Below are 25,429 nucleotides of genomic sequence, written 5' to 3' on the forward strand. Positions count from 1 at the left end.
CTCCACAGGACTCGACATGACCACTGAGACTATTCAGTCCACCGGAATCTCCTTCGGCGAGAAGGCCGGTGCCTATTTTCGCCTGGGGAAGCTCCGGGTCTACCACCACTTCTACGCCTGGCTGCTCGCCGTGCTGCTGCTCGCCCACGAGTCGATCAGCAAGCCCGGCATGGCCGCCGCGCTCGGCCTGATCCTGGTCGGCATGATCGCGATGAAGGTCGCCACCTGCGCCGCCGACGACGTCGTCGGCTTCCGGGACGGCAGCGACGCCAAGAACTACGCCACCGGCGGGCACCTGCCCAAGTCCAACAAGCCGCTGCTGTCGGGCATGCTGTCGGAACGCGAAGCGATCACCTTCGGCATCGTCACCGGGCTGATCGCGTTCGGCACCGGTCTGGCGCTGCTCATTCCGCTCGACGGGGATGTGCCGATCCCGTTCCTGATCGGGTACTTCGTGGTGATCGCGGTCGCCGTGCAGTACTCGTGGCTGTTCAAGTTCAGCTACCGCCCCACCGGCCTGGAGTTCGTGATCTTCCTGGTCAACACCGCGGAGGTGCTCGGCCCGTACTGGATCATCGCCCGGCACTGGTCCACCGACGCCGTGCTGATCGGCCTGCTGATCGGCGTGTGCATGCTGCTGGTGGTCTCGTACGCGAATTTCGGTGACCGCGAAGGGGATGCGGCCTCGGGGCGGCGCACCCTCGCGGCCGTCATCTCGCCGACGATCTACCGCGGCCTGATCGCCGTGCTGTCCGTGCTCAGCCTCGCCCTGCTGGTGGCGCCGTTCGTCATCGGCTCGCTGAACCCGTGGCTGGTCGTGTGCGTGCTGCCCGCGATCGTGTTGCGCGCCATGCAGATCCGGGCCGGCCTGATCCAGGATCAGGTGCAGCGCGCCGTCATCCTCGGGTTCCGCAGCACCGACGCGGTCGGTCTCGGCCTCGCCGCGGCCCTGGTGCTGTCATGATGCTGCAGCGCACCGCGCAGGTGCTCCGATCGCTGGCCGTGCTCGGCAAGCGTGGTTTCATCCATCCCCGCCATCTGTCCGCCGACGTGCGCTCGGCCAAGATCGCCGCGCACTGCGGGCCGTTCCCCGCCATGATCAGCTACATGGCGCGCTACGAGCCCGATCGCGCCGCCGTGATCGACGCCCGCGGCAGCATCAGCTTCGGCGAGCTGGAACGGCAGTCGAACGCGCTGGCCCGCGGCCTGGCCGCCGCGGGCATCGGCCCCGGCGACGTGGCCGGCGTGCTGGCCCGCGACCATCGCGGCATGGTCGCGACCATGATCGCGACCGGCAAACTGGGCGTCCGGCTGGTCATCATGAACACCGGCTTCGCGGGACCGCAATTGCGCGACGTCGCCGAGCGCGAAGGCGTCACCGTGCTGTTCCACGACGCCGAGTTCAGCGCCCCCACCACCGCGTTGTCCGGCTCGGTGCGGCTGTTCGAGACCTGGAACGACGGGCCGCGCAGCGCGGACGGTCCGGCGCTGATCGATGATCTGATCACCGCCAACTCGACCACTCCACCGCCGCTGCCCGCCGAGCCCGGCGGCTTGGTGCTGCTCACCAGCGGCACCACCGGCACGCCGAAAGGCGCGGTGCGCAAGCGCATTTCGCCGCTGCAGTCGGCACAGCTGCTCGACCGGGTACCGCTCAGCCGGGGCGGCACCATGGTGATCGCCGCGCCGCTGTTCCACGCCACCGGCCTCGGGCAGTTCACCCTCGCCATGGCACTGGGCAAGACCGTGGTGTTCGGCCGCGGCAAATTCGACGCCGAGGCCACCCTCGCGAGCGTGGCGAAGCACCGGGCCGACACCCTGATCGTGGTACCGACCATGCTGGGCCGCATCCTCGACCTCGGCCCCGACGTGCTGGCCCGGTACGACGTTTCGTCGCTGCGCATCATCGCCAGCGGCGGGTCGGCGATCTCGCCGGGGCTCAGCGCCCGCACCGCCGCCGCCTTCGGCGACGTGCTCTACAACAACTATGGGGCCACCGAGGTCGCCGCGGTGTCCGTGGCCACGCCGGCCGAGCTGCGGCGGGCGCCGGGCACGGTCGGCAGGCCGCCGGTGGGCGTGCGCGTCGCGCTGTTCGACCGCAACGACCGGGAGATCACCGAACCCGACACCCCGGGCATCATTTTCGTCGCCAACGGCCTCAGCTTCGGCGGGTACACCGACGGCCGGGACAAGGACCGGCACGGCGGGATGATCTCGACCGGCGATATCGGGCACTTCGACCGCTCCGGCCTGCTGTTCCTCGACGGCCGCAGCGACGACATGATCGTGTCCGGCGGCGAGAACGTCTACCCCGGCGAGGTGGAGAACCTGCTCGCCGACCGCGCCGATATCGCCGACGCCGCCGCCATCGGCGTGGACGATCCGGATTTCGGCCAGCGGCTGCGGGCGTTCGTGGTGCCGCACGCGGGCGCCGAACTCGATCCGGAGGAAATCCGCGATTACGTCAAATCCCAGCTGGCTCGGTACAAGGTTCCGCGCGATGTCGTCATCGTCGCCGAGATTCCGCGCAACGGCTCCGGAAAGATCGTACGCGCGCAATTGGCCGGAATTCCGTAACTACCTCGGGCTATGTCATTCCTCTATCTCCGAAAGGTGGTACTGCGACCATGTGCGCGGCAACCGGAATCTACTCCGTACAAGACACCAGAAACGACATGATGAAGCGTGCCGAACAGCTGGCACTCGAGTTCCTGGAAAAAGAGCACAAGCGCTGGTTTGCCTTGGACAGCGAGGCCGGCGCGACGATCGAGTCGATTGCCGAGCTGATGCGGGCCGGCGGTAAACGGATCAGGCCGGAGTTCTGCATCAGTGGATATCTCGCGGCGGGTGGTGATCCGGACGGTAATTCGATCATCTCCGCGGCGGTAGCCACGGAGTTCCTGCACGCGAGTGCGCTGATCCACGACGACGTGTTCGACGAATCAGCGATCCGCCGCGGCGCCCCTTCGGTGCACGAGAAGTACGCGGCCCGGCATCGGGCGCACGGCTGGCAGGGCGAATCGGGCCGGTTCGGCGAGAGTGTGGCGATCCTGGCCGGAGACCTGGCCCTCGTCTACGCCGATGTCTTCATGGCCGAGGCGATGCCCGCGGTCACGGCCGCCTGGGGTGAACTGCGCGCCGAGCTGATGATCGGTCAGCATCTCGACGTGGTCGCGGCGGCTCGATTCGCGGGCAACCCGCAGCTCTCGCGCACCATCGCCCAGCTGAAATCGGGTAACTACACGATCCACCGGCCGCTGCTGGTCGGCGCGATCCTGGCCGGCCGCCCCGATCTGGCGCAGCCGTTCGAGGCCTACGGACTCGCGGTCGGCGAGGCGTTCCAGCTGCGCGACGACCTGCTCGACATGTTCGGCGACACCGACACGCTCGGCAAGCCCGCCCAACTGGATCTCGAACGGCACAAGATGACCCTGCTGCTCTCGCTCGCCATCGAGCGGGACGAACAGGTCAGGGCGTTGATCGACGCACCGGGAACGACCTCGGCGCAACTGCGCGAGCGGCTGCTCGAATCGGGGATTTCCGCCGCGGTGGAGCAGCACATCGGCGCGCTCGTCGAGCGGGGCAGTGCCGCGCTCGCCGACGTGGGTCTGGAACCGGGCTGGCAGGAGGAGTTGATCTCCATGGCTCATGGCGTCGCCTATCGGAACAAGTGAGCTGACGCGAGGCAGGGCCTAGTGCACACCGGCGATGAGGAGGGTGGCCAATACCGCGATGTGCACGGCGTACTGGGTGACCATGAAGGCGCGATACGGGAGGCGGCGGTCGGTGCGGGAGGTGGCGCGGCGGGTCGTCGCGGCGAGCACGCCGACCGCCACCGCACCGATGACCAGGGCGAGCGCCGACGGCGCCAGCATCGGCGCGAAAAGCAGGGCGGCGACGCCGTATCCGGCGGCGATGAGCGCGGCGTTCACGGTCACCAGCAGGCGGACCCGGCCGTCGCCCCACTTGATGACCGGGGTCTGACGCCCGCCCGCCGCGTCACCCTCGGCATCGGACAGGTCCTTGACCAGCGCACCGACACCGGCCATCCACAGCGACATCGCGGTGCCGAGCAGCAGCACCGGCAGACCGCCCTGCTGACCCGCGGCCTGCCAGCCCGCCGCGTAGGTCAGCACGCCCATGCCGAGCACGAGCAGGGCAGCGGTGCTGCCGCGGCGCTTGCCGTAGAAAGGCGCACCGGAATAGGCGTAGCCGCACGCCAGATGGGCCAGGATCAACAGCGGCAGCCAGCCGCCCGCGTCGACGACGCCGCCGATGGCCAGCGCGAGGGCGCCCGCCGCGATCACCCCGCCCGCGGCCACCGGCACCGGCAGCGATCCCCGGCTGATCGGCCGGGTCGAGCCGTTCGCCCGGTCCTCGGTGACGTCCATGACGCCGTTGAACACGTAGGCGGCCAGCGTCGCGAGCACCCAGGCCACCGCGGCCAGCACCACCTGGCCACCGAGCACCGACGCGCCGAGCACCGCCGCGGTCCCGAAACGCATCAGGAAGATGATCTGGACCGAGATCCGAGATTCCTGTAGAAATTCTTTCGAAAGCCGGACTAATACTGCTCCCGCCGTAGTATCGGCCGGGAATTGAATTGACGCAGCACCCATATTCATATCGCATTACGCTATGCCGGTGCCGACATATCGGATATTCCCCGAATGCGGTACTCCTCTCAGCGCTAAAAGGTGGATTCAGTGTATTGAAAGGAGCAATGCCGCGTCTCCGGAATACTACTTTCGCAGCATCTGGGCCATGGCAGGCTCGGCGGATGTCGGCGATCGCGTAGGGTGGGCGCTCACGTGGGGACAGTCGGGTACATCGAACGGGACCCGACACGGTGCAAATTCCTGAAAGGAGCGTTGCCATGGTGGATAGCCGGCACCGCGTGGCCATCGTGACCGGAGCCGGCAGCGGCCTCGGTGCGGCAGTCGTGCGAAAGCTGGCGGCGCGCAAGTTCACCATCGCCCTGGTGGATCTGCGGGCATCGTGGTGCGACACCTCCCTGGACGCGCTCGGGCCGGACCGGGCCGGGCTGTGGGCGTTCGGCGCGGATCTGCGCTATCTGCACGAGGCGGAGGCCACCGTGCTGCGGGTCGCCGAGACCCTGGGTCCGCCCATGGTGGTCGTGAACGCGCCGTTTCCGGGTCGCGCCGACAGCGCGCCGGAGCTGCCGGACTGGGAATCGGTGGTGCACGCCCGGCTGCGGGCGCCGCTGCTGGTCAGTCGGGCGGCCGAGCGCTACCTGGCCGAGTCGGGCACGGGCCGGATCGTGAACGTGGCCCAGATCGACTCCTCGGCGCGCAAGCGACCCGACGATCTGGTGATCCGGGAAACGTTGCACGCGTTGACCGAAACGCTGTCCAGGGAACTCGGCCCGCGCGGGGTACAGGTGAATACCGTTGTCGCGGATATCAGTTGCGCGACCCGCACGGCCGACACCGGATCGCGGGCCCGGCCGGATTGCTGCCTCGCCGCGGAAGACGAAACCGCGGCCCTGGTGGACTATCTGGTCTCCGATGCCGCGGGCACGGTTTCCGGGCGCATGATCGAGTCCCGCCATCCGGTCACCGAGTCACCGCCAGCTGCGGACACCCTGCGGTGACTCCACGTGCTGGCGCGAGATCAGCGCGCGCTCGACCGCCCGGTTGACCGCATCGATGCGCGAGACCGCCTCCAGCTTGGTGAAGATGTTGCGCAGGTGCCGTTTCACCGTCGCCTCGGCCACGCCGAGGCGGGTGGCGATCTGGCGATTGCTGAGCGCCTCGGCCACGAGCACGAGCACCTCACGCTCGCGGGTCGACAGCGTGCTGGGATCCTCGGGCTCTTCGGCCTTGGCCCGCAGGCTCTCCGGCGACACCGAAAGGGTGACCGTCTGCGGGCCTTCGCCCACGGACTGCTGGATCGCCGAGACCAGGGTGTGGCGCCGGGCGCCCTTGTGCAGATAGCCGCGGACGCCGAGCGAGAGCAGCTGCTGCACGAGCTGCTGCGCGTCGTGCATGCTCAACACGATGATCCGCAGCGCTGGATCCTGTTCCAGCAGGCGGCGAACCGTGTCCGGCGGATTGCTCTCGGGCATTTCCAGATCCAGCAGCAACACGTCGGGGCGATGTTCGGCGGCCAGTTGAATCGCCGAGGTTCCGGTGCCTGCCTGCGCCACGATCTCGAAATCGGGTTCGGCCCGGAGCAGATCGCACAGTGCCTCTCGCAACAGGGTGTGGTCGTCGGCTACGAGAATGCGGATCTGGTTCTGGCTCATAAGTTTTGACGCTCCTGGGCGATCGGGATCCATAGGGTGACCCGGGTGCCGCGGCCCGGGGCGGAATCGATATGCACCGTGCCGCCGACCAGGTCGGAGCGCTCCTGCAGGATCAGCAGGCCGTTGCCACGGCCGCTAGCGCGCAGCGCCTGAACGTCGAAACCTTTTCCGTTGTCGATGATCTCGGCATGTACCTCGTGCGGCGCGATATCGATGTGCACGACGACGTTGGCCGCACCCGCGTGAGTGTATGCGTTGCGCAGACACTCGCGGACCATGATGAACAGTTCCTCGGTGACCGCGCCGGGTATCCACTTGTCGCTGCCGCGCACCCACATCTGCAGCGGCGCGCCCGACTGCCCCAGCGAGCCGGCGAAGCCGCGCAGCGCGGTCTCCAGCGAGCCGTTCACCCCGGGCTGGCGCAGCTCGCTGACCAGCTCACGGCTGCGGGTAATCGTCTCCAGGATGGCGTCTTTGGCCAGCTGGACGTGCCGCGATCCCGAATCGTCGCCGGCGCGTTCGCATTCCAGCTCGTAGAGCTCGATCTGGCGCAGCGCCAAGCTGACCGAGTTGCCGATGTGGTCGTGGATCTCCCTGGCCAGCCTGCGCTGTCCTTGCTCGTGCGCCTCCCGCACCCGCTGCAGCAGGAAGGCGTCGTAGCCGATCGAGCCGGACTCGAGCCGCAGCCCGATCCCCTGCTGCAGCGCGCGCACGGCGGCGACCAGGTCGGTCTGCGGTGCGCCGAGCTGCGCGGCGCATTCGGCGAGCACGGTCATGGCCAGATCGGCGATGATGCCGCCCGCGCGCACCGAATGGGTGATGTGGGCGCCCTGCCGTACCCGCTCGGTGCCGAGATCGAAGACGTCGGTCACGTGACTGACCATGGGACTGCCCGCGGCGAGACTGCGCGCGCAGTCCTCGAAAATTCGGGTGGCTTGCAGCTCGCACTGTTCCCAGGCGGCCGAATTGGAAACGAGCGGACTGCCGATCTCTTCGAGGCGGGCACGATATTGCGCGATCAGCGCGGGAATTCGGGCGGTGAACAGTGCCGCGAAATCAGTTGACAAACTATCCGGCGGATCGGTCTCGATGCTTTGATTTGGCACTGATCTTCCTGTAGTATCTCTGCCGATCACACCCGCCCACCCTTCTCGCACTGCCCCGCCGCGCGCAACCCGGCCGGCATCCGGGCTCAGCGTAGAACTAGATCGAATCCTACCCCGGCGTCGAGGGCCCTTCCAGCGTTCTGCATTGAAACGGCGTGCCGCTCAATACGTTCGATCCTGCGGGTGGGTACCACGTCGGGGACATTCTCTACAGCAGCGTAGACCAATGGGTTCGATCCCGGATCGAACTTACCGGTCTGATTATCCCTTCGGAGTAGTCGGTATCTCTTAGGGCGCAGGTCCGTTGCCCGCGCCGGGGTGCCGTGTTGCTATCGAGAAGGCGACGTCCGATCGCCGAGACTCGTGCAGATTCGAAGGTTGTTCAGCTGATGGAAGTATCGGAAACACGCCCGCGGAACGAGATGCGGTTCACCGTGCTCGGCCCGCTCCAGGTGGGTACCGCCGATCGCGCCTACGCCGTGCAGGGTGCGAAGGTCAAGACCATCCTGGCCGCCCTGCTGGCCCGGGCCGATCGTCCGGTGAGCGTGGCCGCCCTCGGCACCGAACTCTGGGGCGGGCGCCCGCCGGGACACCCGGAAACCACTGTCCGCGTACACATCTACCATCTGCGCCGCGCCCTCGGCCGCTACCTGGGCGTGCCCGGCGAGCAGATCGTGCGCACCGAACCGACCGGCTACCGGCTCGTGGCGGACCCCGCGCAGATCGACGCCGGGCGGTTCGACGCCTGGGGCGAGCGCAGCGTGACGCTGCTCCGCCGCGGCCTGCCCGAGGCCGCCGCGGTCCTGGCACAGGACGCGCTGCGGCTGTGGCAGGGTTCGAGCGCGCTGCCGTACGTGACGCCGGGTCCGATCGTGAGCAGCTACGTCAACTACCTCGACGAGCGACGGTTGCGCGTGCTCGCTTGCCACGCCGACGCGCTGATGACACTGGGGCAGTTCGCCGATCTCGTTGCGGCACTGCGCGAACTCGTCACCGATCACCCGCTCGACGAGTCCTTCCACCTGCGCCTGATCGCGGCGCTGCACCGATCCGGCCGGCGTGCGGACGCGTTGCGCGCCTGTCAGGAGCTGCGCCGGGTCCTCGATCGCGAGCTCGGCCTCGGCCCCTCGGCCCAGATGCTGGAACTGGAGCAGGAGATCCTGCGGGTGCCCGAGACGGCGAGCGTGTAGCACGCCCCCGGCCGGTAATCCCGTCCCTTTTGTCCGGATAGGAATGTCCGGCCATTCTTGTCGCGCCCGCCCGGGAACCACAGCGAACGGCAATAACTGCGCCGAATTCGCCCAACGGTGCGACGATGCCCAAAAAGTGGTACGCGGCCATTGTGACCTGCACGACCCCGGCACCGATCCCGCCTGCTTTTACACGAGATTTACCACACTTTTATCCGGTCGACCGAGCATCGCTAATATCGGACCCGTAGAAAGGGGGCAGGCATGCGAACCGGGGTGCCGACGGAAACTGCTGCACCGCAGGACCATTCGACGAAGGAACCGACATGATCTGCGCCGCAGGAACATTCGACAAGGGAAACGACATGACGTCGAACGACGCCCGGGCCGAGGTCGCCCCGGACGAGGATGACCGCACCGTCTTGGTCGAGGAGGACGGCGTGACGTGCTGGATGGAACGCGTACCGCCGGACCGGTGCGGCACCCTGCACCACGACCCGCGCTCCTCGATCACCGTCGTGCTCTCCGGTGGTCCGGTCGAGGTGGTCGACGAGCACGATCATGTGCTCAGCCGGACCACCCTGACCACCGGTCAGGTCATCCGCGGCGGCGGCCTGCCCGCGCCGTACCGGCTCTACAACCTCGCCGACCAAGCCCTGGTCCTGGTGGTCATCGAACTGCCCGACCCGCCCGCGTCGACGTCCTGACGATTCCCCTATAGCACAAAGAGATTCGACGGCCCGGTGGTCAGCAGAGGCATCCGCCTCGGACCCCGGGTCGTTTATCGTATCTGCGCCGCGGGGATTCGGCCGCCGACCGACCCGAGATCAAATAGACAAAGGCAAAACCGGATGCACGCCCCGATTATCGAGGGCATCGATGCGACGTTTGTGTGACCCGGCTACTCCTTTCGACGCAGTGTGGTCCCACAGGACGGATTGGCGGGCCGGTTGCGGTCGGTTTTGATATTGGAAGTAGGGATGCAACAACGGATTCGCTCGACGAGTCCGGTTGAGATGGATGGACACACAATGGTTGAGATCAGAATTCTCGGTCCGCTGGAGATCGAAGGTGATACGGGAATGCCTCGGCTCGACTCGTACCGGCAGCGAGCCGTACTCGGCTTGCTCGCACTGGAGGCAAACCGCGTCACCTCGATCGAAAGCCTGACCGATGCGGTGTGGGACGGCGAACCCCCGGCGACGGCACGATCGCAGATCCAGATCTGCATTTCGGTGTTGCGCCGGGTGCTCGCCGACAGCGGTTGCCCGGCCGCCATCGAGACGCGCGCGCCCGGGTATCGGCTGGTCTTCGACAGATCCAACCTGGACAGCGCCCAGTTCGACGACCTGCTGGCCCAGGCCAGGGTGGAGGAGCAGGACGGCAATCTCACGGGCGCGCTGGTCGCGCTGCGGATGGCGTTGCGCCTGTGGCGCGGACCGGTGCTCGCGGATGTGCCCAGCGGTCGCATCCAGCGCATCGCCTACCCGCTCACCGAGCGGCGGGTGGCCGCGGAACTGTCCCGGTTCCGGATCGAGCTGGCGCTCGGCCGGGCCTGGGAAATCGTGCCCGACCTGCAAGCACATGTCGACGCACATCCGCTGTGGGAAGAAACCTATGGCTACCTGATGCTCGCCCTGTACCGCTGCGGGCGCACGGCCGAGGCCCTGGAGGTCTATCAGCGGGCGCGGGCCACGCTGATCCAGCAGGTCGGGCTGGAACCCTCCGATGAGTTGCGCAAGCTGGAACGGGCCATTCTGGCCGGAGGTGAAAGTCTGCCCCGGCCGGCGCTGTTCGAACCGGCGCGGCGTGCCGGGTGAGCCCGGCGCACTGAAGGCCCGTCGCAGCGGCCATCGGGATCGCCCCCGGGGCACCGGACGGCTGCGGCGGGCACCGCACAACCGACGCGGGCACAGCGACAGCTATGGGAAGGCTGTTGCTGTGCCCCCGTTCTCGCTATCGGACCGGTTCCGGGTCGCCGAGCAGTACGAAGATCTCGGACAGGTCGTACTCGGCGCGACCGGGTCTGCCGTACCGGGTCAGCTTGCCGCGACTCGCCCATTTCCGGATGGTCTCCTGCTTGACTCCCGCAGCGAGCGCGGCGAGTTCGGTCGGCACCAGGCGCCGGTCGGCCAACTGCATGGTCATGCGACCGCCTCCCCGCGCCGCACGGCGTGCCGCTGCGGCCGGCTGACCCGGCGCTGCAACGCCAGCCACTGATGCGGCTGCCAGCTGTGCCCCGCCGAGCAGCGCACCAGGCTGTCGCCGGGCCCGGCCGTGGCCAGCTGGGCGTACACCTTCTGGTGGCACCCCGGGCGGTCGCAGTCGCCCACCTCGATCTGGTTCGGCACCGGGTCGATCACCTGCTGGGCGAGGGCATGCACCTCGGCGAATTCGTCCATCGCGTCGACGATCGCCGGATGCGCGGCCAGCCAATCCCCGTACTGCAGCAGGAAATCCACCAGCGTGGTGATGTCGCGGCGCGGCCGCCGCGGCGGCCGGGCCTCGTCCACCACCATGGCCGCCCACGAGGTCGCGAGCGCCAGCACCTCCGTGCGGGCTTCGACCAGCGCGTCCTTCAGGACGATGCCCTGGCGCAGTCCGCCCCGGGCCGGTGCCATCCTGCGGTTGCGCTCGCCCTGCAGTAACTCGCCGCACCGTGCGTACAGCACCGGCAATTGCCGCAGCGTCTCGAAAAAGCGAGACAGGCAATCGGGGCACACGCGCACATCGTCGGCCGGTGGCGTGGATCGCAATGTTTCGATCGCCACGGCGCTGCGGCAGGTCGGATTTTCGCATAATGCCTCGGACATCTGTCTGCTCCTTCGGGCGCTGTCGTCTTGGCACTGCCCACGGTTGCAGAGCCGCGTATTCCCCCGATATCTCCCGCCTGTTGCGCCGCGATAGCGGAACAGGGTGGGTGAATGGAGGCACGCGCACTACTCCGTTCGGATAATTTCCCCGCCCATTCCACACCGATAGGCTGACGGAGTGGCTCGCGACTGGACCATTACGGAAAGAGAGCCTGTGCCCCGCTCTGACCAGCAGCACAGTGAATTCGAGAGTCATGGGCCAGATCCTGGAGGCCCGGGTGGTTCCGGCGGCGGTTTCGTGGCCGGCTACGGTCGCAGCGGGGCACACAACCTTCGCAACTTCGCCGATCCGGTTCCGCAAAAATAGGCATTTGCGAGGCGATTCCGGCCCGCGCGCGGCTCGGTAGCGTGCGAAACATGAAGAATCATCTCGTTCGCACCCACCGCTCCGCCGAGCCGTTCCCGCGCGAAGCGCACCTCGCCTGGCGCATCGCCGAGGTCGCCGCCGATCCGGTCGAGGTGGCGCCGGAGACCGCGGAGATGATCGTCAACCGGATCATCGACAACGCCGCGGTCGCGGCCGCGTCCCTCACCCGGCGTCCGGTCGCCAACGCGCGTGCCCAGGCCCTGGCCCACCCGTACCGGCCCGGTGCCCCGGTGTTCGGGGTCGGTGGCGCCTACTCCCCCGAATGGGCAGCCTGGGCCAACGGCGTTGCCGTGCGCGAACTCGACTTCCACGACACCTTCCTGGCGGCGGAGTACTCGCACCCCGGTGACAACATTCCGCCGATCCTGGCCGTGGCCCAGCACGCGGGGCGCAGCGGTGCGGATCTGATCCGTGGCCTGGCAACGGGTTACGAGATCCAGGTGGATCTGGTGCGGGCGATCTGCCTGCACCAGCACAAGATCGACCACGTCGCGCACCTCGGTCCGTCCGCCGCCGCGGGCCTCGGCACGCTGCTCGGCCTGGACACCGAGACCATCTACCAGGCGGTCGGGCAGGCGCTGCACACGACCACCGCGACCAGGCAGTCGCGCAAGGGCGAGATCTCCAGCTGGAAGGCCTACGCACCGGCGTTCGCGGGCAAGATGGCGGTCGAGGCCGTCGATCGCGCGCTGCGCGGCGAGGGCGCGCCGGCGCCGATCTGGGAGGGCGAGGACGGGGTGATCGCCTGGCTGCTCGGCGGGCCGCAGGCCGAGTACTCGGTGCCGCTACCCGGACCGGGCGAGCCCAAGCGCGGAATTCTCGACACCTACACCAAGGAACACTCCGCCGAATACCAGAGCCAAGCGCCGATCGATCTGGCGTTCCGCCTGCGCGAGCGGGTCGGCGATCTGGACCAGATCGCCTCGATCGTGCTGCACACCAGCCATCACACGCACTATGTGATCGGCACCGGATCCGGCGATCCGCAGAAGTTCGATCCCGCGGCCTCGCGCGAAACCCTCGACCACTCGATCATGTACATCTTCGCGGTCGCCCTGCAGGACGGTACCTGGCATCACGAGCGCTCCTACGCGCCCGAGCGCGCACAGCGGCCCGACACCGTCGCACTGTGGCGCAAGATCTCCACCGCCGAAGATGCCGAGTGGACCCGCCGCTACCACTCCACCGACCCCAATGAGAAGGCATTCGGTGCTCGCGCCGAAATCACTTTGAAGAGCGGCGAAGTCGTCACCGACGAGCTCGCCGTCGCCGACGCACACCCGCTCGGCGCGCGCCCGTTCGCCCGCGAGCAGTACATCGCCAAATTCCGCACCCTCGCCGACGGCGTGATCGACCCCGCCGAGCAGGATCGGTTTCTCGACGTCGCGCAGCGCACGCCCGAGCTCACACCGGCCGAGCTGAGCGGGCTCACCTTCGCCGTCTCCGATGACGTGCTGGCGCGTTCGCCGCAGTCGCCCGAGGGCCTGTTCTGATGACCGGCCTGCTGGCGGCGACGACCTCGGCCGCCGACAAGCGTGCGGCTTTCCGGGCGGGCTTGGCCTCGGGCAGTATCCAGCGACTACCCGGTGCTTTCAATCCGTTGGTGGCCAAGCTGATCCAGGAGATCGGGTTCGAGGGCGTCTACGTTTCGGGCGCGGTGGTCTCCGCCGAGCTCGCGCTGCCCGATATCGGGCTCACTACGCTCAGCGAGGTCACCGAGCGCGGCCGCCAGATCGCGCGGGTCACGGATCTGCCCGTGCTCATCGACGCCGATACCGGTTTCGGTGAGCCGATGAGCGCGGCTCGCACCGTGACGCTGCTGGAGGACGCCGGGCTCGCGGGATGTCACCTCGAAGACCAGGTGAATCCGAAGCGCTGCGGGCATCTGGACGGTAAGGCCGTGGTGCCGACGCAGGAGATGGTGCGCCGCCTGCGCGCGGCCGTATCCGCAAGGCGTGACCCGAATTTCGTGATCTGCGCGCGCACCGACGCCGCCGGGATCGAAGGCATCGACGCCGCCGTCGAACGGGCGCAGGCCTATGTCGACGCCGGCGCCGACCTGATCTTCACCGAGGCACTGTACAGCGCAGGCGATTTCGAGAAGTTTCGCGCCGCGATCTCGATTCCGCTGCTGGCCAACATGACCGAGTTCGGCAAGTCCGAGCTGCTGAGCGCCGGGACGCTCGAGTCGATCGGTTACAACGCGGTCATCTATCCCGTATCCACACTGCGGCTGGCGATGTGGGCCGCCGAACAGGGCTTGCGCGAGATCTTCGCCGAGGGCACCCAGGCGGGGCTGCTCGACCGGATGCAACACCGCAGCAGGCTCTACGAACTGCTCGAGTACGAGCGCTACAACGAATTCGACTCCGAGATCTTCAATTTCAGGCTGGGGAAGGACCAGTAATGAACGCAGCATCGCTGAGCGATTCGGTGCGCGACGGCGGCCGGGCGACGGATGCCTCCGCGATACCGACGATCTACAAGGGGCTCGCGGGCGTCGTCGTCGATACCACCGCGGTGTCCAAGGTGGTGCCGGAGACCAACTCGCTGACCTACCGCGGCTATGCCGTGCAGGATCTGGCCGCGCACTGCAGTTTCGAGCAGGTCGCCTACCTGCTGTGGCACGGTGAACTGCCCAACGACGCTCAGCTGGAACGGTTCTGCCAGCAGGAGCGGGCCGCCCGTCGCGTCGATCGTTCGCTGTTGTCGCTCGTGACCAAGATGCCCGACAACTGCCATCCGATGGACGTCGTGCGCACCGCGATCAGCTACCTCGGCGCCGAGGACCCCGCCGAGGCCGACAACAGCCCGGCGGCCAACCGCGCCAAGGCGTTACGGATGCTGGCGGTGCTGCCGACCATCGTCGCCGCCGATCACCGCCGCCGCCACGGGCAGGACCCGATCGCGCCGCATTCGCAGCTCGGCTTCGCCGAGAACTTCCTGAACATGTGCTTCGGCAAGGTCCCGTCCCGGGAGCTGGTGCACGCGTTCGAGGTATCGCTGATCCTGTACGCCGAGCACAGCTTCAACGCCTCGACCTTCGCCGCGCGAGTGGTCACCTCGACGCTGTCCGATATCTACAGCGCGGTGACCGCGGCCATCGGCGCGCTCAAGGGCCCGCTGCACGGCGGCGCCAACGAGGCGGTCATGCACGCCATGCTCGCGATCGGCGATCCCGCGCTGGCCGAACAGTGGTTGCGCGACAAGCTGGCCAAGAAGGAAAAGGTGATGGGCTTCGGCCACCGGGTCTACAAGAACGGTGACTCCCGGGTGCCGACCATGAAACAGGCGTTCCTCGACATCGCCGCCGCGACCGACGGCGCGCGGTGGGTGCGGATGTACGAGATCCTCGAACGCACGATGGCCGAGGCCACCGGCATCGAGCCCAATCTCGACTTCCCGACCGGGCCCGCGTACTACCTGCTCGGCTTCGATATCGAGGTGTTCACGCCGATCTTCGTGATGAGCCGCATCACCGGCTGGGCCGCGCACATCATCGAACAGGGCGAATCCAACGCCTTGATCCGCCCGCTGAGCGAATACGTCGGCGTGCCACAGCGTTCGGTCGTCGCCTGATCTCGATCTCCCGAAACCGCCAGGTCCTGCCCTGCTGGGGGAACTCATCGTGGAAGATGGATGAATGCCCCCAGCAGCACGTCGTGCGAAGAGCGCAGGCCGGCCACCCCGGTTGTCCCTGGAGGCGGTCGTCGCCGCGGCCACCCGCATCCTGGAGTCCGAGGGGTCGGAGAAGCTGTCCATGCGGCGCCTGGCACACGAGCTCGGCACCGCGCCCATGGCCCCCTACTACTACGTGCGCGACAAGGACGAACTGCTCCTGCTGGTGCTGGAGACACACGCCAAAGGCCTTCCGCGCCCGGAACTTCCGGCCGATCCCCGAGCACGGCTCATCGCCACGGCGACCCTGCTGTTCGAATTGCTCGCCGAGCGCCCGTGGATCATCGAGGTACTGACCGGCGACGACCTGATGGCCGACTCCGCGCTCTGGTTCGTCGAGATGATGCTGGGCGCCGCGGTCGACTACGGTTGCACGCCGGAGGAAGCCGTCACGGTGTACCGCACGATCTGGTACTACATCGTCGGCAACCTGATCGTGCGGGTGCACCGGGAACGACGCCGGGCCAGAGGTGCCGACGTCTACGAGGAGCAGGCCATCGGCGCCGTCCCGGCCGACACCCACCCGCATCTCGCGGCGGTCGCGCAACGCTGGCCCGAACTCACCGCCCGGGATTCGCATCGCGAGGGTCTGACCGCGATCGTCGACGGCCTGCTCGCGACCTGCGGAGGAGACCGGACTTAGCTCCCGGCGGGCGCAAGCGACAGCTGCCAGAAATCGGCGTACCGGCCGTTGCGCCGCAGCAATTCGTCGTGCGTGCCCTGCTCCACGATCCGGCCGCCGTCCAGGAAGACGATCCGGTCGGCCCGCTGCACGGTCCGCAACCGGTGCGCGACCAGCACCACGGTCCGTCCTGCCAGCAACCGCTCGATGCCCTCGTGCACCGCCGCCTCGTTCACCGGGTCCAGCGCCGACGTCACCTCGTCCAGCAGCACGATCGGGGCATTCTTCAACAGCGCGCGAGCAATCGAAACCCGTTGGCGCTCACCGCCGGACAGCAGCGCACCGCCCTCACCGACCGGCGTCGCCCAGCCCTCGGGCAGGCGCTCGATCACCTCGTCCAGGCGGGCCGCGGTCGCCGCCGCCCGCACCGCGTCCGCGTCGGCGCCGGGACGGCCGAGCCGCACATTGTCCTCGATCGTGCCGTCGAAGAGATAGACGTCCTGGAAGACGATGGCGATCTGCTCCATGAGCACCTCGGTGCTGATCTCGCGCACGTCCACGCCGCCGATGCGCACCGCGCCCGCGTCCACGTCGTAGAACCGCGCGAGCAGTTGCAGCAGTGTGCTCTTGCCCGCGCCGGACGGTCCGACCACCGCGAGCCGCCGGCCGGTCGGCACCGAGAGCGTCAGCTCGTCGATGAGTGTGCGGCCGTGCTGCCGGAATGTCACCGCGTCGAACTCCAGATCATGGTCGCGGGGCCGCACGGGGGCAGCGGGCTCCGGCAGCGGCGCGGTACGCAACACCGCGTCGAGCCGGGCCAGCTCTGCCCGCGCGCCGCGCATCTTGCCGCCGATCTCCGCCAGGGCCAGCAGCGGATCCGCGCAGCGTGCGGCCAGCACCAGGATCACCAAAACCTCTGCCGCGCCTACGTTTCCATGCAGGGCCAGATACGCGCCCAGGGCGAGCAGCGCGGTGAAGAACACCTGCACCGTGAGTGTCAGGCCGAGAATGCCGGGCAACGCCGACAGTGTCGACCGGCGCGCCGCGCGCTGCACGCCGGACAGCGCGTCATCGAGTGACCGGAAGCGCTCGCCGGTCCGGCCGCCGGCCCGCAGCACCGGCTGTGCCTGCAGGTATTCGATGACGCGTGCGGTCGATTCGGCGCTGCGTTCGGAGCGCTCGGCGTCGGTCGCGGCCATCGAGCGCCCGGTCCACACCTGCACCACCGCCACGACCGGCGCGGCGAGCAGCGCCGCCAAGCCGAGCTGCCAGTTGAACGCGAACATCACCACCACGATCGTCAACGGCGTCACCAACGCGGAAATGAAGGGCGACAACAGATGTGCCGCCACGCTCATCGCCTGCAACACGCCCTCGCCGGCCAGCACCGACACCTCCCCCACGCGGCGAGAAGTGAACCAGCCCAGCGGCAATCGGGCCAGATGATCGCCGAAGCGGTGGTACACCCCGCTCAGCATCGCCGTCCCGACCCGGAACCCGGACAGGTCGCTGCGATAACGCAGCAGCGCGTAGGCCGCGACCGCGGCCCCGAACGCGATCAGCCACGGCCACGCGTGCGCGGGAGTGCTCCCGAACAACGCCCGCAGCACCGGCACCAGCAGGGCGTAGGACAGTCCCTCGGCCACGGCGGTCACGGTCATCAGGGCGACGGTGCGCCGCATCGGCCGGGCGTATTCATCCCCGAGCAGGTGCAACAGCATGCGAATCATCGGAGTTCTCCTTGCAGTGCGCCACCGTAGGTTTCGATCTCGTCGGTGAGCGCGGCTCGGTGGGATCGCCAGAATTCGGCGAACTTGCCGTTCCGGTCCAGTAATTCGGCCGGACGACCACGCTCGACGATGACGCCGTCGTCGAGTACCGCGACGAGGTCCGCGTCGGCGACGGTCTCCAGCCGGTGCGCGATGACCAGCATCGCCCGGTCGCCGCTCGAGGTCGCGAGCGCGGTGCGCACCGCGTGCTCGGTCTGCGGATCGGCGAACGCCGTCGCCTCGTCCAACACCAGCACCGGGGCGGCGGAGAGCAGGGCGCGCGCGATCGAAATCCGTTGCGCCTCACCGCCTGACAATTTCACGTCCACGCCGACGACCGAGTCGTACCCGTGCGGCAGTTCGAGAATCCGGTCATGGATGTTCGCCAGCCGGGCAATGCGCTCCACGTCCGCGCGGTCCGCGTGCGGCACCGCGAGGGCGATGTTGTCCGCGATCGACGCGCGCAGCAGGCGGACGTCCTGGAAGACGAAGGCGACCCGCCGATACAGCTCCGCGCTGCTCAGGTCGCGCAGATCGACACCACCCAGGGTGACCGAGCCGTGGGTCGGATCGAAGAACCGTGGCAACAGCTGCACCAGCGTGGACTTGCCGCTGCCCGAGGGACCGACGAGCGCGGTGACCGTCCCCGGTTCGAGCACCAGGTCGATGCCGCGCAGCACCTCGCGATCGGCGGCATAACCGAACCGGACGTCGCGTAGTTCGACCCGATGCCCCTGCGGCACAAGCGGTTGCGCGGGTTCCGGCAGCGGCGGCACCGCGAGCACCTCCTTGATCCGGCCGACCGCGCGCCCGGCGGCCTGCAGGTCGTCGAAGCCGTGCCCCAGGGCCGCCACCGGCGCGGTGAGTCCCAGCCCCAGCAGCAGGAACGGGAGCAGATCCGCCGGAGCCAGCGAACCGTTCGTGATCAACGCCGTACCACCGAGCAACAGCACCAGCAGCACGAACGGCGGCGACAGTGCCAGCTGCATACCCGCGGCGATGCCGGAGATGCCGAACACCCAGCGCCGGAACGTCTCGGTGAAAGTGTCTGCCGCCGTGCGGAACTCGCGATGCGCGCGAGCCCCGCCGCCGAACGCCTTGATCACCGCGATGCCCTGCACGAATTCGATGGCGGCACTGGAGATCCGGCCCATCGCCGCATCGATCTCCGTTTGCTCCCGCTGTCGCTTCGCCGTCATGAACAGCGGCACGTGCGCGAGGGCGAGCAGCACCGGGATCATCGCGATCAAGGTGAGCCGCCAGTCGATGGTGAACAGGTAGACCAGCGAAACCAGCGGCACCACGAACGCCGCGACCAGCTCACCCGGGGCGTGCGCGATGAGCGGGTGCACCGCGCTCACGTCCGGCCCCACCACCTTCGCCAGCTCACCGGTCCGCCTGCGGGAGAACCAGCCGATCGGCACCCGCCCCAGTCGCGCCGCCAGCAGACGGCGAAACGACAACTGCACCCGCGCGTCCAACAGGTGCCCGGCCCCCGACGACGCCCCGGTGAACAACAGTCGCACCAGGAGCCCGCCCGCCCCGACCAGCACCACTGTCCACACATGACCTTCGTCGACCGGCCCGGGCGACAACAGGGTTCGCCCCAACTCCACGACCGCGAGCAACGGCGCCAACCCCGCCACCGCCCCGACGATCTGCAACACCGCGACCAGCGCGAAGGCAGGCGCAAAAGGCCGCACCAACCCCGCCACCCTCGGTTCCGTTCCGCCGCTGTCCGCCACCGTCGCAGATCGCTCGGTCGCCGCAGCGAGGTCGATGGCGTCCATCCCGCCTCCTCATTTTCGTACGCGTATAAACACCCTACAACGCCTCCGTTCCCTCGGCGGCTCCTTAAATGACTTGCCTCAAACCAGACGAACCTCGAAGGCACCCCCCGCCGCAACATCGCGAACAAGACCGTCAGGTCATGAGGCCGCTCTGGTAGGCGAGGACGACGGCTTGGGTGCGGTCGCGGGAGGCGGTTTTGGCGATCACGTGGGCGACGTGGGTGCGGGTGGTCGCGGGGCTGATGAACAGTTCGGCGCTGATCTCGGCGTTGGAGCGGCCCAAGGCCATGAGTACGAGCACTTCTCGTTCTCTGGCGGTCAGCGCGGCGAGGGCGGCGGGGGCGGTGACCGCGCGTGGGCCCGCACGGCGCAGCGCGCCGAGGACATTGCCGACGATCGCGGGATCGAGCCAGCCGTCACCGGCCGCGCAGCAGCGCACGGCCTGCGCGAGGTCGGCGGGGGCTGCGTGTTTGAGCAGGAAGCCGCTCGCGCCCGCGGCGAGCGCCTCCTGTACGGCGGTGTCTTCGTGAAAGGTGGTGAGCACCAGGACCGCCGGCGCGTCGGGGGCGCTGGTGATCGCTTTGGTCGCTTCGATACCGTCCAGCACCGGCATCCGCAGGTCCATCAGAACCACTTGGGGCCCCAGCGTTTTCACGGCTTCGATGGCGGCGGCGCCATCGGCGGCCTCGCCGATCACTTCGAGGTCGGGGGTGGTGCTCAGCAGCAGGACACAGCCCGCTCGCACCAGCGCCTCGTCCTCGGCGACGACCACGGTGATCGTCATGACACCTCGATCGACGCGTGCGCGGGCAGTGTCGCATGCACGCACCAGCCGTCGGCTTCCGGCCCGGAGGTCAGTGCGCCGCCCAGCGCGTCGAGACGTTCGCGCAGGCCGAGCAGCCCGGCACCGGTCGACAGCGCCGCGGCGGCGGGTGCCGCGGTGCCGCCGGAGCTGCGGACGGTGAGGTCCAGGGTGCGCGGGGTCCAGGCGACACCGAGCGTGACGGTCGCGCCGCGACCCGCGTGTTTGGTGACATTGGTGAGGGATTCCTGGACGATCCGATAGGCCGCGAGATCCGCGTCGGGTGTGAGCGGCCGGGCGGTGCCGGTGACGTCGAGGTGCACCTCGAGGTCGGCGCGGCGCGCGGCTTCGAGCAATCGTTCGACGTCGGCGAACCGGGCCGGAGCCGTGCCGTCCGGCTCGGGTGAACGCAACAGGCCCAGCATGGAATGCAATTCGGTCATCGCCTGCGTGCCCGCCTGCTCGATCACCTCCAGCGCCTGCTGCACCCGGCGGTCGGCGTCCGCGGCGAAGACGCGGGCCGCGCCGGCGTGCAGGATCATGCCCGCCACGGCACCGGTGACGCTGTCGTGCAGTTCGTGCGCGAGCCGCAAACGCTGTGCGGCGAGCGCTTTTTCGGCCGCCGCGGCGAGTCGCTCCTGCTCGGCTCGGGCATGCTGTTCGCGTGCGTGCGCCAATCTGCCCAGGCCCCAGGCGATACCGAGGAAGACCGTCCACGCCAGCGCGGCGGCCAGGAAGCCGCGCAGCTGGGATTCGGCGGGTTCGGCCTGCGCGAACCGATAACTGAACAGTCCGAGTGGCAAGGCGGACGCGACGAGCGCCAGCCGCGCAGCGACCCCGGGTACCCGACCGGCGACCGCATAGCTCGCCACCAGCAGGAAGGCGAACGGATAGTATTCCGGCACAACAAGATTGACGCCGGTGTACAGCCAAGCGACCAGCCACACCCGCAGCGGGAACCGGCGCCGCGCCAGCAGGATCAGGCAGAGACCGGCGACGGCGAGCGGAATCACCCACAGCGGCAGCGTCGCACCACCGATCAGGTGCTGCTCCCCGTGCCAGAACGCCAGATCCACCGCGCCGGTGACGGATACCAGCGCGACGTCGACGGCGCGACCCCACTTCGACGCGATACCGGTTTGCTGCGCCTCCGTCACGACCGACCGGCTTTCCCGGCCGGGCGCCCGCCGTCCGCGACCGCTCGGTACCAGCCGCCGCACACCGCTCGGCTCGCCGATATCTGCCGCGTCATGAGCAGCAGTTTCCCACGAATCAGGTCGGCGGGTCTGCGGTTCTACCCGCTCTCACCTGCCAAGATGGTGTTGCGGACGGGCGAATTCGTGGGATCAGCCGCCGAATAGCCGGAAGATGAACCGCAGCGGATCCTCCACCGGGATCTCGGGCAGCGTCGGCGGTGGCGCCTCGGCGAGCACCACACGCACGGCCGCGACGATCTCGGCGGTGCTCGGCTGCTCGAACCCCGGGAAGCCCAGCGGGTCTTCCCGCAACACCACCGGCACGCCACGCACCGGCGCGGTGGAGAACCCGGCGAGCTGCAACAGCACCAGTTCGGCGGCGTCGGGCACCACTCGGACCCGCGCGACATCGATGACCTCGGCGATACCGTCCTCGGCCGCGAACACACCGACCCGCAACGACCGCGGCTGTTGCGCGAGCACTTCGTTCAGCGGCGGGTCGACCAGGACGAATTCCGGTTCGATCAAAGTGCCCGCGCCGAGGACTTCCCCGGTGGCGCCGGCCGCGTCGACCGCGTACACCACGACCAAGGTCCGCCTCGTCATGGGCAGCAGTGTCGCACGAATCGCCCTGCTACGACGGCGCGATGAGGTTTCTCGTCGCGGTGCGGTACGCGCACAACACCGCACCGGGCCGATTCGCCGCAGGGTGCGGTCCGGCCATTCTTGACTCGTTCGATTCCCCCGCCGACCAGGCCGAATCCGAAAGGACGTGACTCCAATGGTGCAAGATACGGCGTTCACGTTCGCCCACCCCGACTACTACGAACCGTTCGACCGTACCGACCCGGGCAGGCGCTACAACCCGACCCGGCCGCCGCACGGCTGGACCCGGCGCGAGTCCGAGGTGTGGACGCACTGGACGCCCCCGCATACCGACCTGCCGGCGCAGGGCTGGAAGGTGCACGTCTCCACGGCACTCGGCTCCGCCCAGCAGGTACTGGACGTGGTGAGCACCGCGTGTGCCGACCTGGGCGTCGCCTTCAAACATCTCACCGGCAAGCAGTACTTCCTGTGGCTGCACGGCAAGCACGGCAGCCGCGTGCAGAGCGGCAAGTTCTGCGCGGTCTACCCGCCGACACCGCAGCTCGCCTACGCACTGCTCGAACGGCTGGAACGCGAATTGTCCGGAGTCGCAGGGCCGTACGTGCTCACCGACCGGCGCTTCGGCACGTCGCAGTGCGTGTCCTACCGCTACGGCGCGTTCCGTCCGCGCCATCGTCTGCAAGCCGACGGCACGCGGGTACCGACCATGCTCGCCCTCGACGGCACCGAGGTGCCCGACGAGCGCCGCCCAGGCTTCCTGCTGCCCGCGGGCATCGCCGACCCGTTCGGCCCGGTGGCCGACGCCGACGGCGACGAGGACGTGCACTTCCACGGCTACACCTTCGAAACCGTGCTGCAGCCGAGCAACGCCGGCGGCGCGTATCGCGCCCGCCGCGAGGACGGCACCCCCGTCTTCGTGAAAGAAGCTCGCGCCCACAACGGTTACGCGGGCAACGAGGACGCCCGCACCCGGCTGGAGCGCGAGTACCTGACCCTGCGTGCGCTGCACGCCGCCGCCCCCGGCCTCGCCCCCGCGCCGGTCGAGCTGTTCACCGAATGGGAGCACACCTACCTCGTCACCGAATTCGTGCCGGGCCGCACGCTCAGCAAGTGGATGGTCGCGACGAATCCGCTGATCCACGCCGGGGCCGACCCTGCCGTGTTCACCGCCTACTACCGGCGGTGCGCACACCTGCTCGCGCAGCTCACGGCCCAGCTGACCACCCTGCACGATCTCGGCTACGCCTTCGTCGACGTCTCCCCGGGCAACGTCCTGGTCGATGCCGACGACACGGTGCGCCTCATCGACTTCGAGGCCACCCAGCCCGTGGACCACCCGCTCGGCCTGCTCGGCACGCCCGGTTACGAACCGCCGGAATCCCGCGCTCCCGGGGCCCGGGCGAAGATCGATCCACTGCACGTCGACGCCTACGGCCTGCGTGCGATCGCGCAACTTTTGCTCTTCCCGATGCACGAAGCCGCGCGACGCAGCCCCGAGACACTGGATCACCTGTACGCCGATCTGGCCGAATTGTGCCCTCCCCCAGCGGAGTTATGGGCAACGGTGACGCAGTCGCGAACCGCGCACTCGGTGCGGCACCTGCCCGCACCCGAGGAAGTCCGTTGTGCCCCTGCGGAAGCGGTGCGGTGGTTGCGCGATCGGACCGCCGACGCCCTGACCCGCATGGCCGAACTCACCAACCCGCGCTGGGTGTATCCCACTGCGCCGGAGGGACATCGGACCAATACCGCGTGCGTGGCCTACGGCACCGCCGGCGTGCTGCACGCCTTGCGCGTCGCCGGGCGCGACATCGATCCCGCGATCGTCGGACGGTTGCGCGGCACGGCCCTGCGTGATCGGCACCGGACCGGGCCGGGACTGCTGTACGGCAACGCCGGAATCGCCTGGGTACTGGACGATCTCGGCGACCGCGACGCGGCACTGACCCTGCTCGCCGCGGCAAGCGACCACCGGCTGGCGACCGAGTCGCCGAGCTGGGGCGGCGGTGCGGCAGGCGTCGCGATGACGCACCTGTCGTTCTTCCACCGCACCGGCGACGCCGCGCACGTCGAGCAGGCGCAACGACTGCTCGACGCGGTACCCGACGGCGCTGCGCTGCGCCGAGCACTCGGCCCGGACCATCCCTCCGGCCTCGCACACGGCAGGCCCGGCCTCGCGCTCGCGCTCTACTACCTGTCGATGTGCACCGGCGCGCCGGAACCGTTCGAACGCGGGTTGCGGTTGCTGCGTGCCGAACTCGGGCACACCGAGCCGATTCCGGTCGGCGCGCTGGGCTTCCGGGTCTCGGACACCGACCGGCGCAACATGCCGTACCTGGCGTGCGGCAGCGCGGGCTACGCCCACGTACTCGCCCGGTATCTCGGTCACCGACCCGACCCGGAACTCGCCGCGGTGCTGCGCAGTTGTGTTCGCGCCGTGGGCATTCGGTTCACCGCGGCGCCCGGGCTGTTCCAAGGCCAAGCCGGCTTGGCGCTCGTACACGCCGACGCGGCGGCCCGATTCCCGGAAGAGAACTTCCTGCCCGACGCGGACCGCCGCGCGACCGCACTGTTCAAGTATGCGATCGCGGACGGGACCGGCGTCCGCTGGCTCGGCGGCCTGGGACAGCGCCTCAGCGCCGACCTGGCCACCGGCTCCGCGGGCATCCTGCTGGCCCTCCAGCACGCCACCGGCGGCGTCACCGATCCGCTCTTCACCCTCGACCACTGCCGCGCCGAGTGCCCCGCCCGGCCCCGGACCGCCCGTCCGCGAAGCGATTTCGAGAGGAGGTGAGCCATGACCAAGGTGCTGAAACTTCAGCTGCACGCCGACCCCGAGCTCGGCGACGACGCGCCGCTCAGCTCGTACAGCGAGCACCACTGCAACCAGGAAGCCGAGGTGGTCTGAGCCTCGCGACGACCAGTGACACCGGAACCACAGATCGAAAGGAGGTGAACAACATGACCAAGGTACTGAAGCTCCAGCTGCAGTCCGACCCGGAGCTCGGCGACGACGCGCCGATGAGTTCCTACAGCGAGCACCACTGCGGTGGCGGCCAGGGCGGCGGCTCGGAAGAGGTGCTGTAGTCCGACGATCGCCGGGCGCGGGTTACTACCCGCGTCCGGCGAAATCTCTTGTATCCCAGAAGGAAAGAAAACATG

23 protein-coding genes are annotated in these 25,429 nt (G+C 68.7%); 13 read left to right on the plus strand and 10 right to left on the minus strand.

Going from position 1 to position 25,429, the window contains the following annotated elements:
* Positions 1-16 precede the first annotated feature (16 nt).
* The 3 genes from TY25_RS00630 (at position 17) to TY25_RS00640 (ending at position 3,674) form a co-directional block, all read left to right on the plus strand.
* Positions 17-964, plus strand: a complete 948-nt coding sequence (locus TY25_RS00630) for a UbiA family prenyltransferase (protein WP_029895090.1) — start codon at positions 17-19, stop codon at positions 962-964.
* A complete protein-coding gene (locus tag TY25_RS00635; RefSeq protein WP_081868607.1) occupies positions 964-2,577 on the plus strand; it encodes an AMP-binding protein in 1,614 nt (537 codons plus the stop codon). The genes TY25_RS00630 and TY25_RS00635 overlap by 1 nt, the downstream gene beginning before the upstream one ends.
* A gap of 98 nt (positions 2,578-2,675) precedes the next feature.
* On the plus strand, positions 2,676-3,674 hold the full coding sequence (locus TY25_RS00640) for a polyprenyl synthetase family protein (RefSeq protein WP_042253354.1): 999 nt from the start codon (positions 2,676-2,678) through the stop codon (positions 3,672-3,674).
* An 18-nt stretch (positions 3,675-3,692) separates the two neighbouring features.
* Here the strand turns inward: TY25_RS00640 and TY25_RS00645 are convergent, their stop codons facing one another.
* Positions 3,693-4,505 carry a UbiA prenyltransferase family protein gene (locus TY25_RS00645; protein WP_052382715.1) on the minus strand — a complete coding sequence of 271 codons (813 nt, stop codon included), beginning with the start codon at positions 4,503-4,505 and terminating at the stop codon, positions 3,693-3,695.
* A 371-nt stretch (positions 4,506-4,876) separates the two neighbouring features.
* On the opposite strand from TY25_RS00645, the gene TY25_RS00650 reads away from it, so the two are divergent.
* Positions 4,877-5,614: an SDR family NAD(P)-dependent oxidoreductase gene (locus TY25_RS00650; RefSeq protein ID WP_042253299.1), complete on the plus strand. Its 738-nt coding sequence runs from the start codon at positions 4,877-4,879 to the stop codon at positions 5,612-5,614.
* Here TY25_RS00650 and TY25_RS00655 read toward each other — a convergent pair.
* Positions 5,585-6,301 (minus strand): response regulator, encoded by a 717-nt coding sequence (locus TY25_RS00655; protein ID WP_236639079.1) that lies wholly within the window; start codon positions 6,299-6,301, stop codon positions 5,585-5,587. The two genes, TY25_RS00650 and TY25_RS00655, sit on opposite strands and share 30 nt — an antisense overlap.
* A complete protein-coding gene (locus TY25_RS00660; protein WP_052382716.1) occupies positions 6,265-7,374 on the minus strand; it encodes a sensor histidine kinase in 1,110 nt (369 codons plus the stop codon). Before TY25_RS00660 ends, TY25_RS00655 begins: the two co-directional genes overlap by 37 nt.
* A gap of 389 nt (positions 7,375-7,763) precedes the next feature.
* Between TY25_RS00660 and TY25_RS00665 the strand changes: the two genes are divergently transcribed.
* The 3 genes from TY25_RS00665 (at position 7,764) to TY25_RS00675 (ending at position 10,384) form a co-directional block, all read left to right on the plus strand.
* Entirely contained in the window at positions 7,764-8,564 is an 801-nt protein-coding gene (locus TY25_RS00665; protein ID WP_052382717.1) for an AfsR/SARP family transcriptional regulator, read from the plus strand.
* A 365-nt stretch (positions 8,565-8,929) separates the two neighbouring features.
* Positions 8,930-9,271 carry a hypothetical protein gene (locus tag TY25_RS00670; RefSeq protein WP_146154165.1) on the plus strand — a complete coding sequence of 114 codons (342 nt, stop codon included), beginning with the start codon at positions 8,930-8,932 and terminating at the stop codon, positions 9,269-9,271.
* A gap of 324 nt (positions 9,272-9,595) precedes the next feature.
* The gene (locus tag TY25_RS00675; protein ID WP_162184174.1) at positions 9,596-10,384 is read left to right on the plus strand and encodes an AfsR/SARP family transcriptional regulator; all 789 of its coding nucleotides are present in this window, start codon (positions 9,596-9,598) and stop codon (positions 10,382-10,384) included.
* Between the two features lie 136 nt (positions 10,385-10,520).
* On the opposite strand, the gene TY25_RS00680 is transcribed toward TY25_RS00675, so the two are convergent.
* Both TY25_RS00680 and TY25_RS42320 read right to left on the minus strand, forming a co-directional pair.
* On the minus strand, positions 10,521-10,712 hold the full coding sequence (locus tag TY25_RS00680) for a hypothetical protein (protein WP_042253301.1): 192 nt from the start codon (positions 10,710-10,712) through the stop codon (positions 10,521-10,523).
* Positions 10,709-11,377, minus strand: a complete 669-nt coding sequence (locus TY25_RS42320; RefSeq protein ID WP_146154164.1) for a hypothetical protein — start codon at positions 11,375-11,377, stop codon at positions 10,709-10,711. The genes TY25_RS00680 and TY25_RS42320 overlap by 4 nt, the downstream gene beginning before the upstream one ends.
* 417 nt (positions 11,378-11,794) lie before the next feature.
* On the opposite strand from TY25_RS42320, the gene prpD reads away from it, so the two are divergent.
* The 4 genes from prpD (at position 11,795) to TY25_RS00705 (ending at position 16,125) form a co-directional block, all read left to right on the plus strand.
* The gene (prpD, locus tag TY25_RS00690) at positions 11,795-13,297 is read left to right on the plus strand and encodes a 2-methylcitrate dehydratase PrpD (protein ID WP_042253303.1); all 1,503 of its coding nucleotides are present in this window, start codon (positions 11,795-11,797) and stop codon (positions 13,295-13,297) included.
* The gene (gene prpB, locus TY25_RS00695) at positions 13,297-14,211 is read left to right on the plus strand and encodes a methylisocitrate lyase (protein ID WP_042253304.1); all 915 of its coding nucleotides are present in this window, start codon (positions 13,297-13,299) and stop codon (positions 14,209-14,211) included. The genes prpD and prpB overlap by 1 nt, the downstream gene beginning before the upstream one ends.
* Positions 14,211-15,383, plus strand: a complete 1,173-nt coding sequence (locus tag TY25_RS00700) for a bifunctional 2-methylcitrate synthase/citrate synthase (protein ID WP_226887207.1) — start codon at positions 14,211-14,213, stop codon at positions 15,381-15,383. The genes prpB and TY25_RS00700 overlap by 1 nt, the downstream gene beginning before the upstream one ends.
* A 64-nt stretch (positions 15,384-15,447) precedes the next feature.
* Positions 15,448-16,125: a TetR/AcrR family transcriptional regulator C-terminal domain-containing protein gene (locus TY25_RS00705; RefSeq protein ID WP_042253305.1), complete on the plus strand. Its 678-nt coding sequence runs from the start codon at positions 15,448-15,450 to the stop codon at positions 16,123-16,125.
* Here TY25_RS00705 and TY25_RS00710 read toward each other — a convergent pair.
* From TY25_RS00710 to TY25_RS00730, 5 genes are all read right to left on the minus strand, one after another.
* Positions 16,122-17,834 carry an ABC transporter ATP-binding protein gene (locus TY25_RS00710; RefSeq protein WP_042253306.1) on the minus strand — a complete coding sequence of 571 codons (1,713 nt, stop codon included), beginning with the start codon at positions 17,832-17,834 and terminating at the stop codon, positions 16,122-16,124. The genes TY25_RS00705 and TY25_RS00710 overlap by 4 nt on opposite strands.
* On the minus strand, positions 17,831-19,663 hold the full coding sequence (locus tag TY25_RS00715; RefSeq protein WP_042253307.1) for an ABC transporter ATP-binding protein: 1,833 nt from the start codon (positions 19,661-19,663) through the stop codon (positions 17,831-17,833). Before TY25_RS00715 ends, TY25_RS00710 begins: the two co-directional genes overlap by 4 nt.
* Before the next feature lie 133 nt (positions 19,664-19,796).
* The gene (locus TY25_RS00720) at positions 19,797-20,447 is read right to left on the minus strand and encodes a response regulator transcription factor (RefSeq protein WP_042253308.1); all 651 of its coding nucleotides are present in this window, start codon (positions 20,445-20,447) and stop codon (positions 19,797-19,799) included.
* Complete coding sequence (locus TY25_RS00725; protein ID WP_042253360.1) at positions 20,444-21,622, minus strand: sensor histidine kinase; 1,179 nt, start codon at positions 21,620-21,622, stop codon at positions 20,444-20,446. Before TY25_RS00725 ends, TY25_RS00720 begins: the two co-directional genes overlap by 4 nt.
* A 189-nt stretch (positions 21,623-21,811) precedes the next feature.
* Positions 21,812-22,267, minus strand: a complete 456-nt coding sequence (locus tag TY25_RS00730) for a hypothetical protein (protein WP_042253309.1) — start codon at positions 22,265-22,267, stop codon at positions 21,812-21,814.
* Positions 22,268-22,442: 175 nt separating this feature from the next.
* On the opposite strand from TY25_RS00730, the gene lanKC reads away from it, so the two are divergent.
* Both lanKC and TY25_RS44385 read left to right on the plus strand, forming a co-directional pair.
* On the plus strand, positions 22,443-25,061 hold the full coding sequence (gene lanKC, locus TY25_RS00735; RefSeq protein ID WP_042253310.1) for a class III lanthionine synthetase LanKC: 2,619 nt from the start codon (positions 22,443-22,445) through the stop codon (positions 25,059-25,061).
* 167 nt (positions 25,062-25,228) lie between these two features.
* A complete protein-coding gene (locus tag TY25_RS44385; RefSeq protein ID WP_256656750.1) occupies positions 25,229-25,354 on the plus strand; it encodes a hypothetical protein in 126 nt (41 codons plus the stop codon).
* Positions 25,355-25,429 lie beyond the last annotated feature (75 nt).

It is taken from the genome of Nocardia brasiliensis NBRC 14402, assembly GCF_000308475.2.
GTDB classification, from domain to species: domain Bacteria; phylum Actinomycetota; class Actinomycetes; order Mycobacteriales; family Mycobacteriaceae; genus Nocardia; species Nocardia brasiliensis.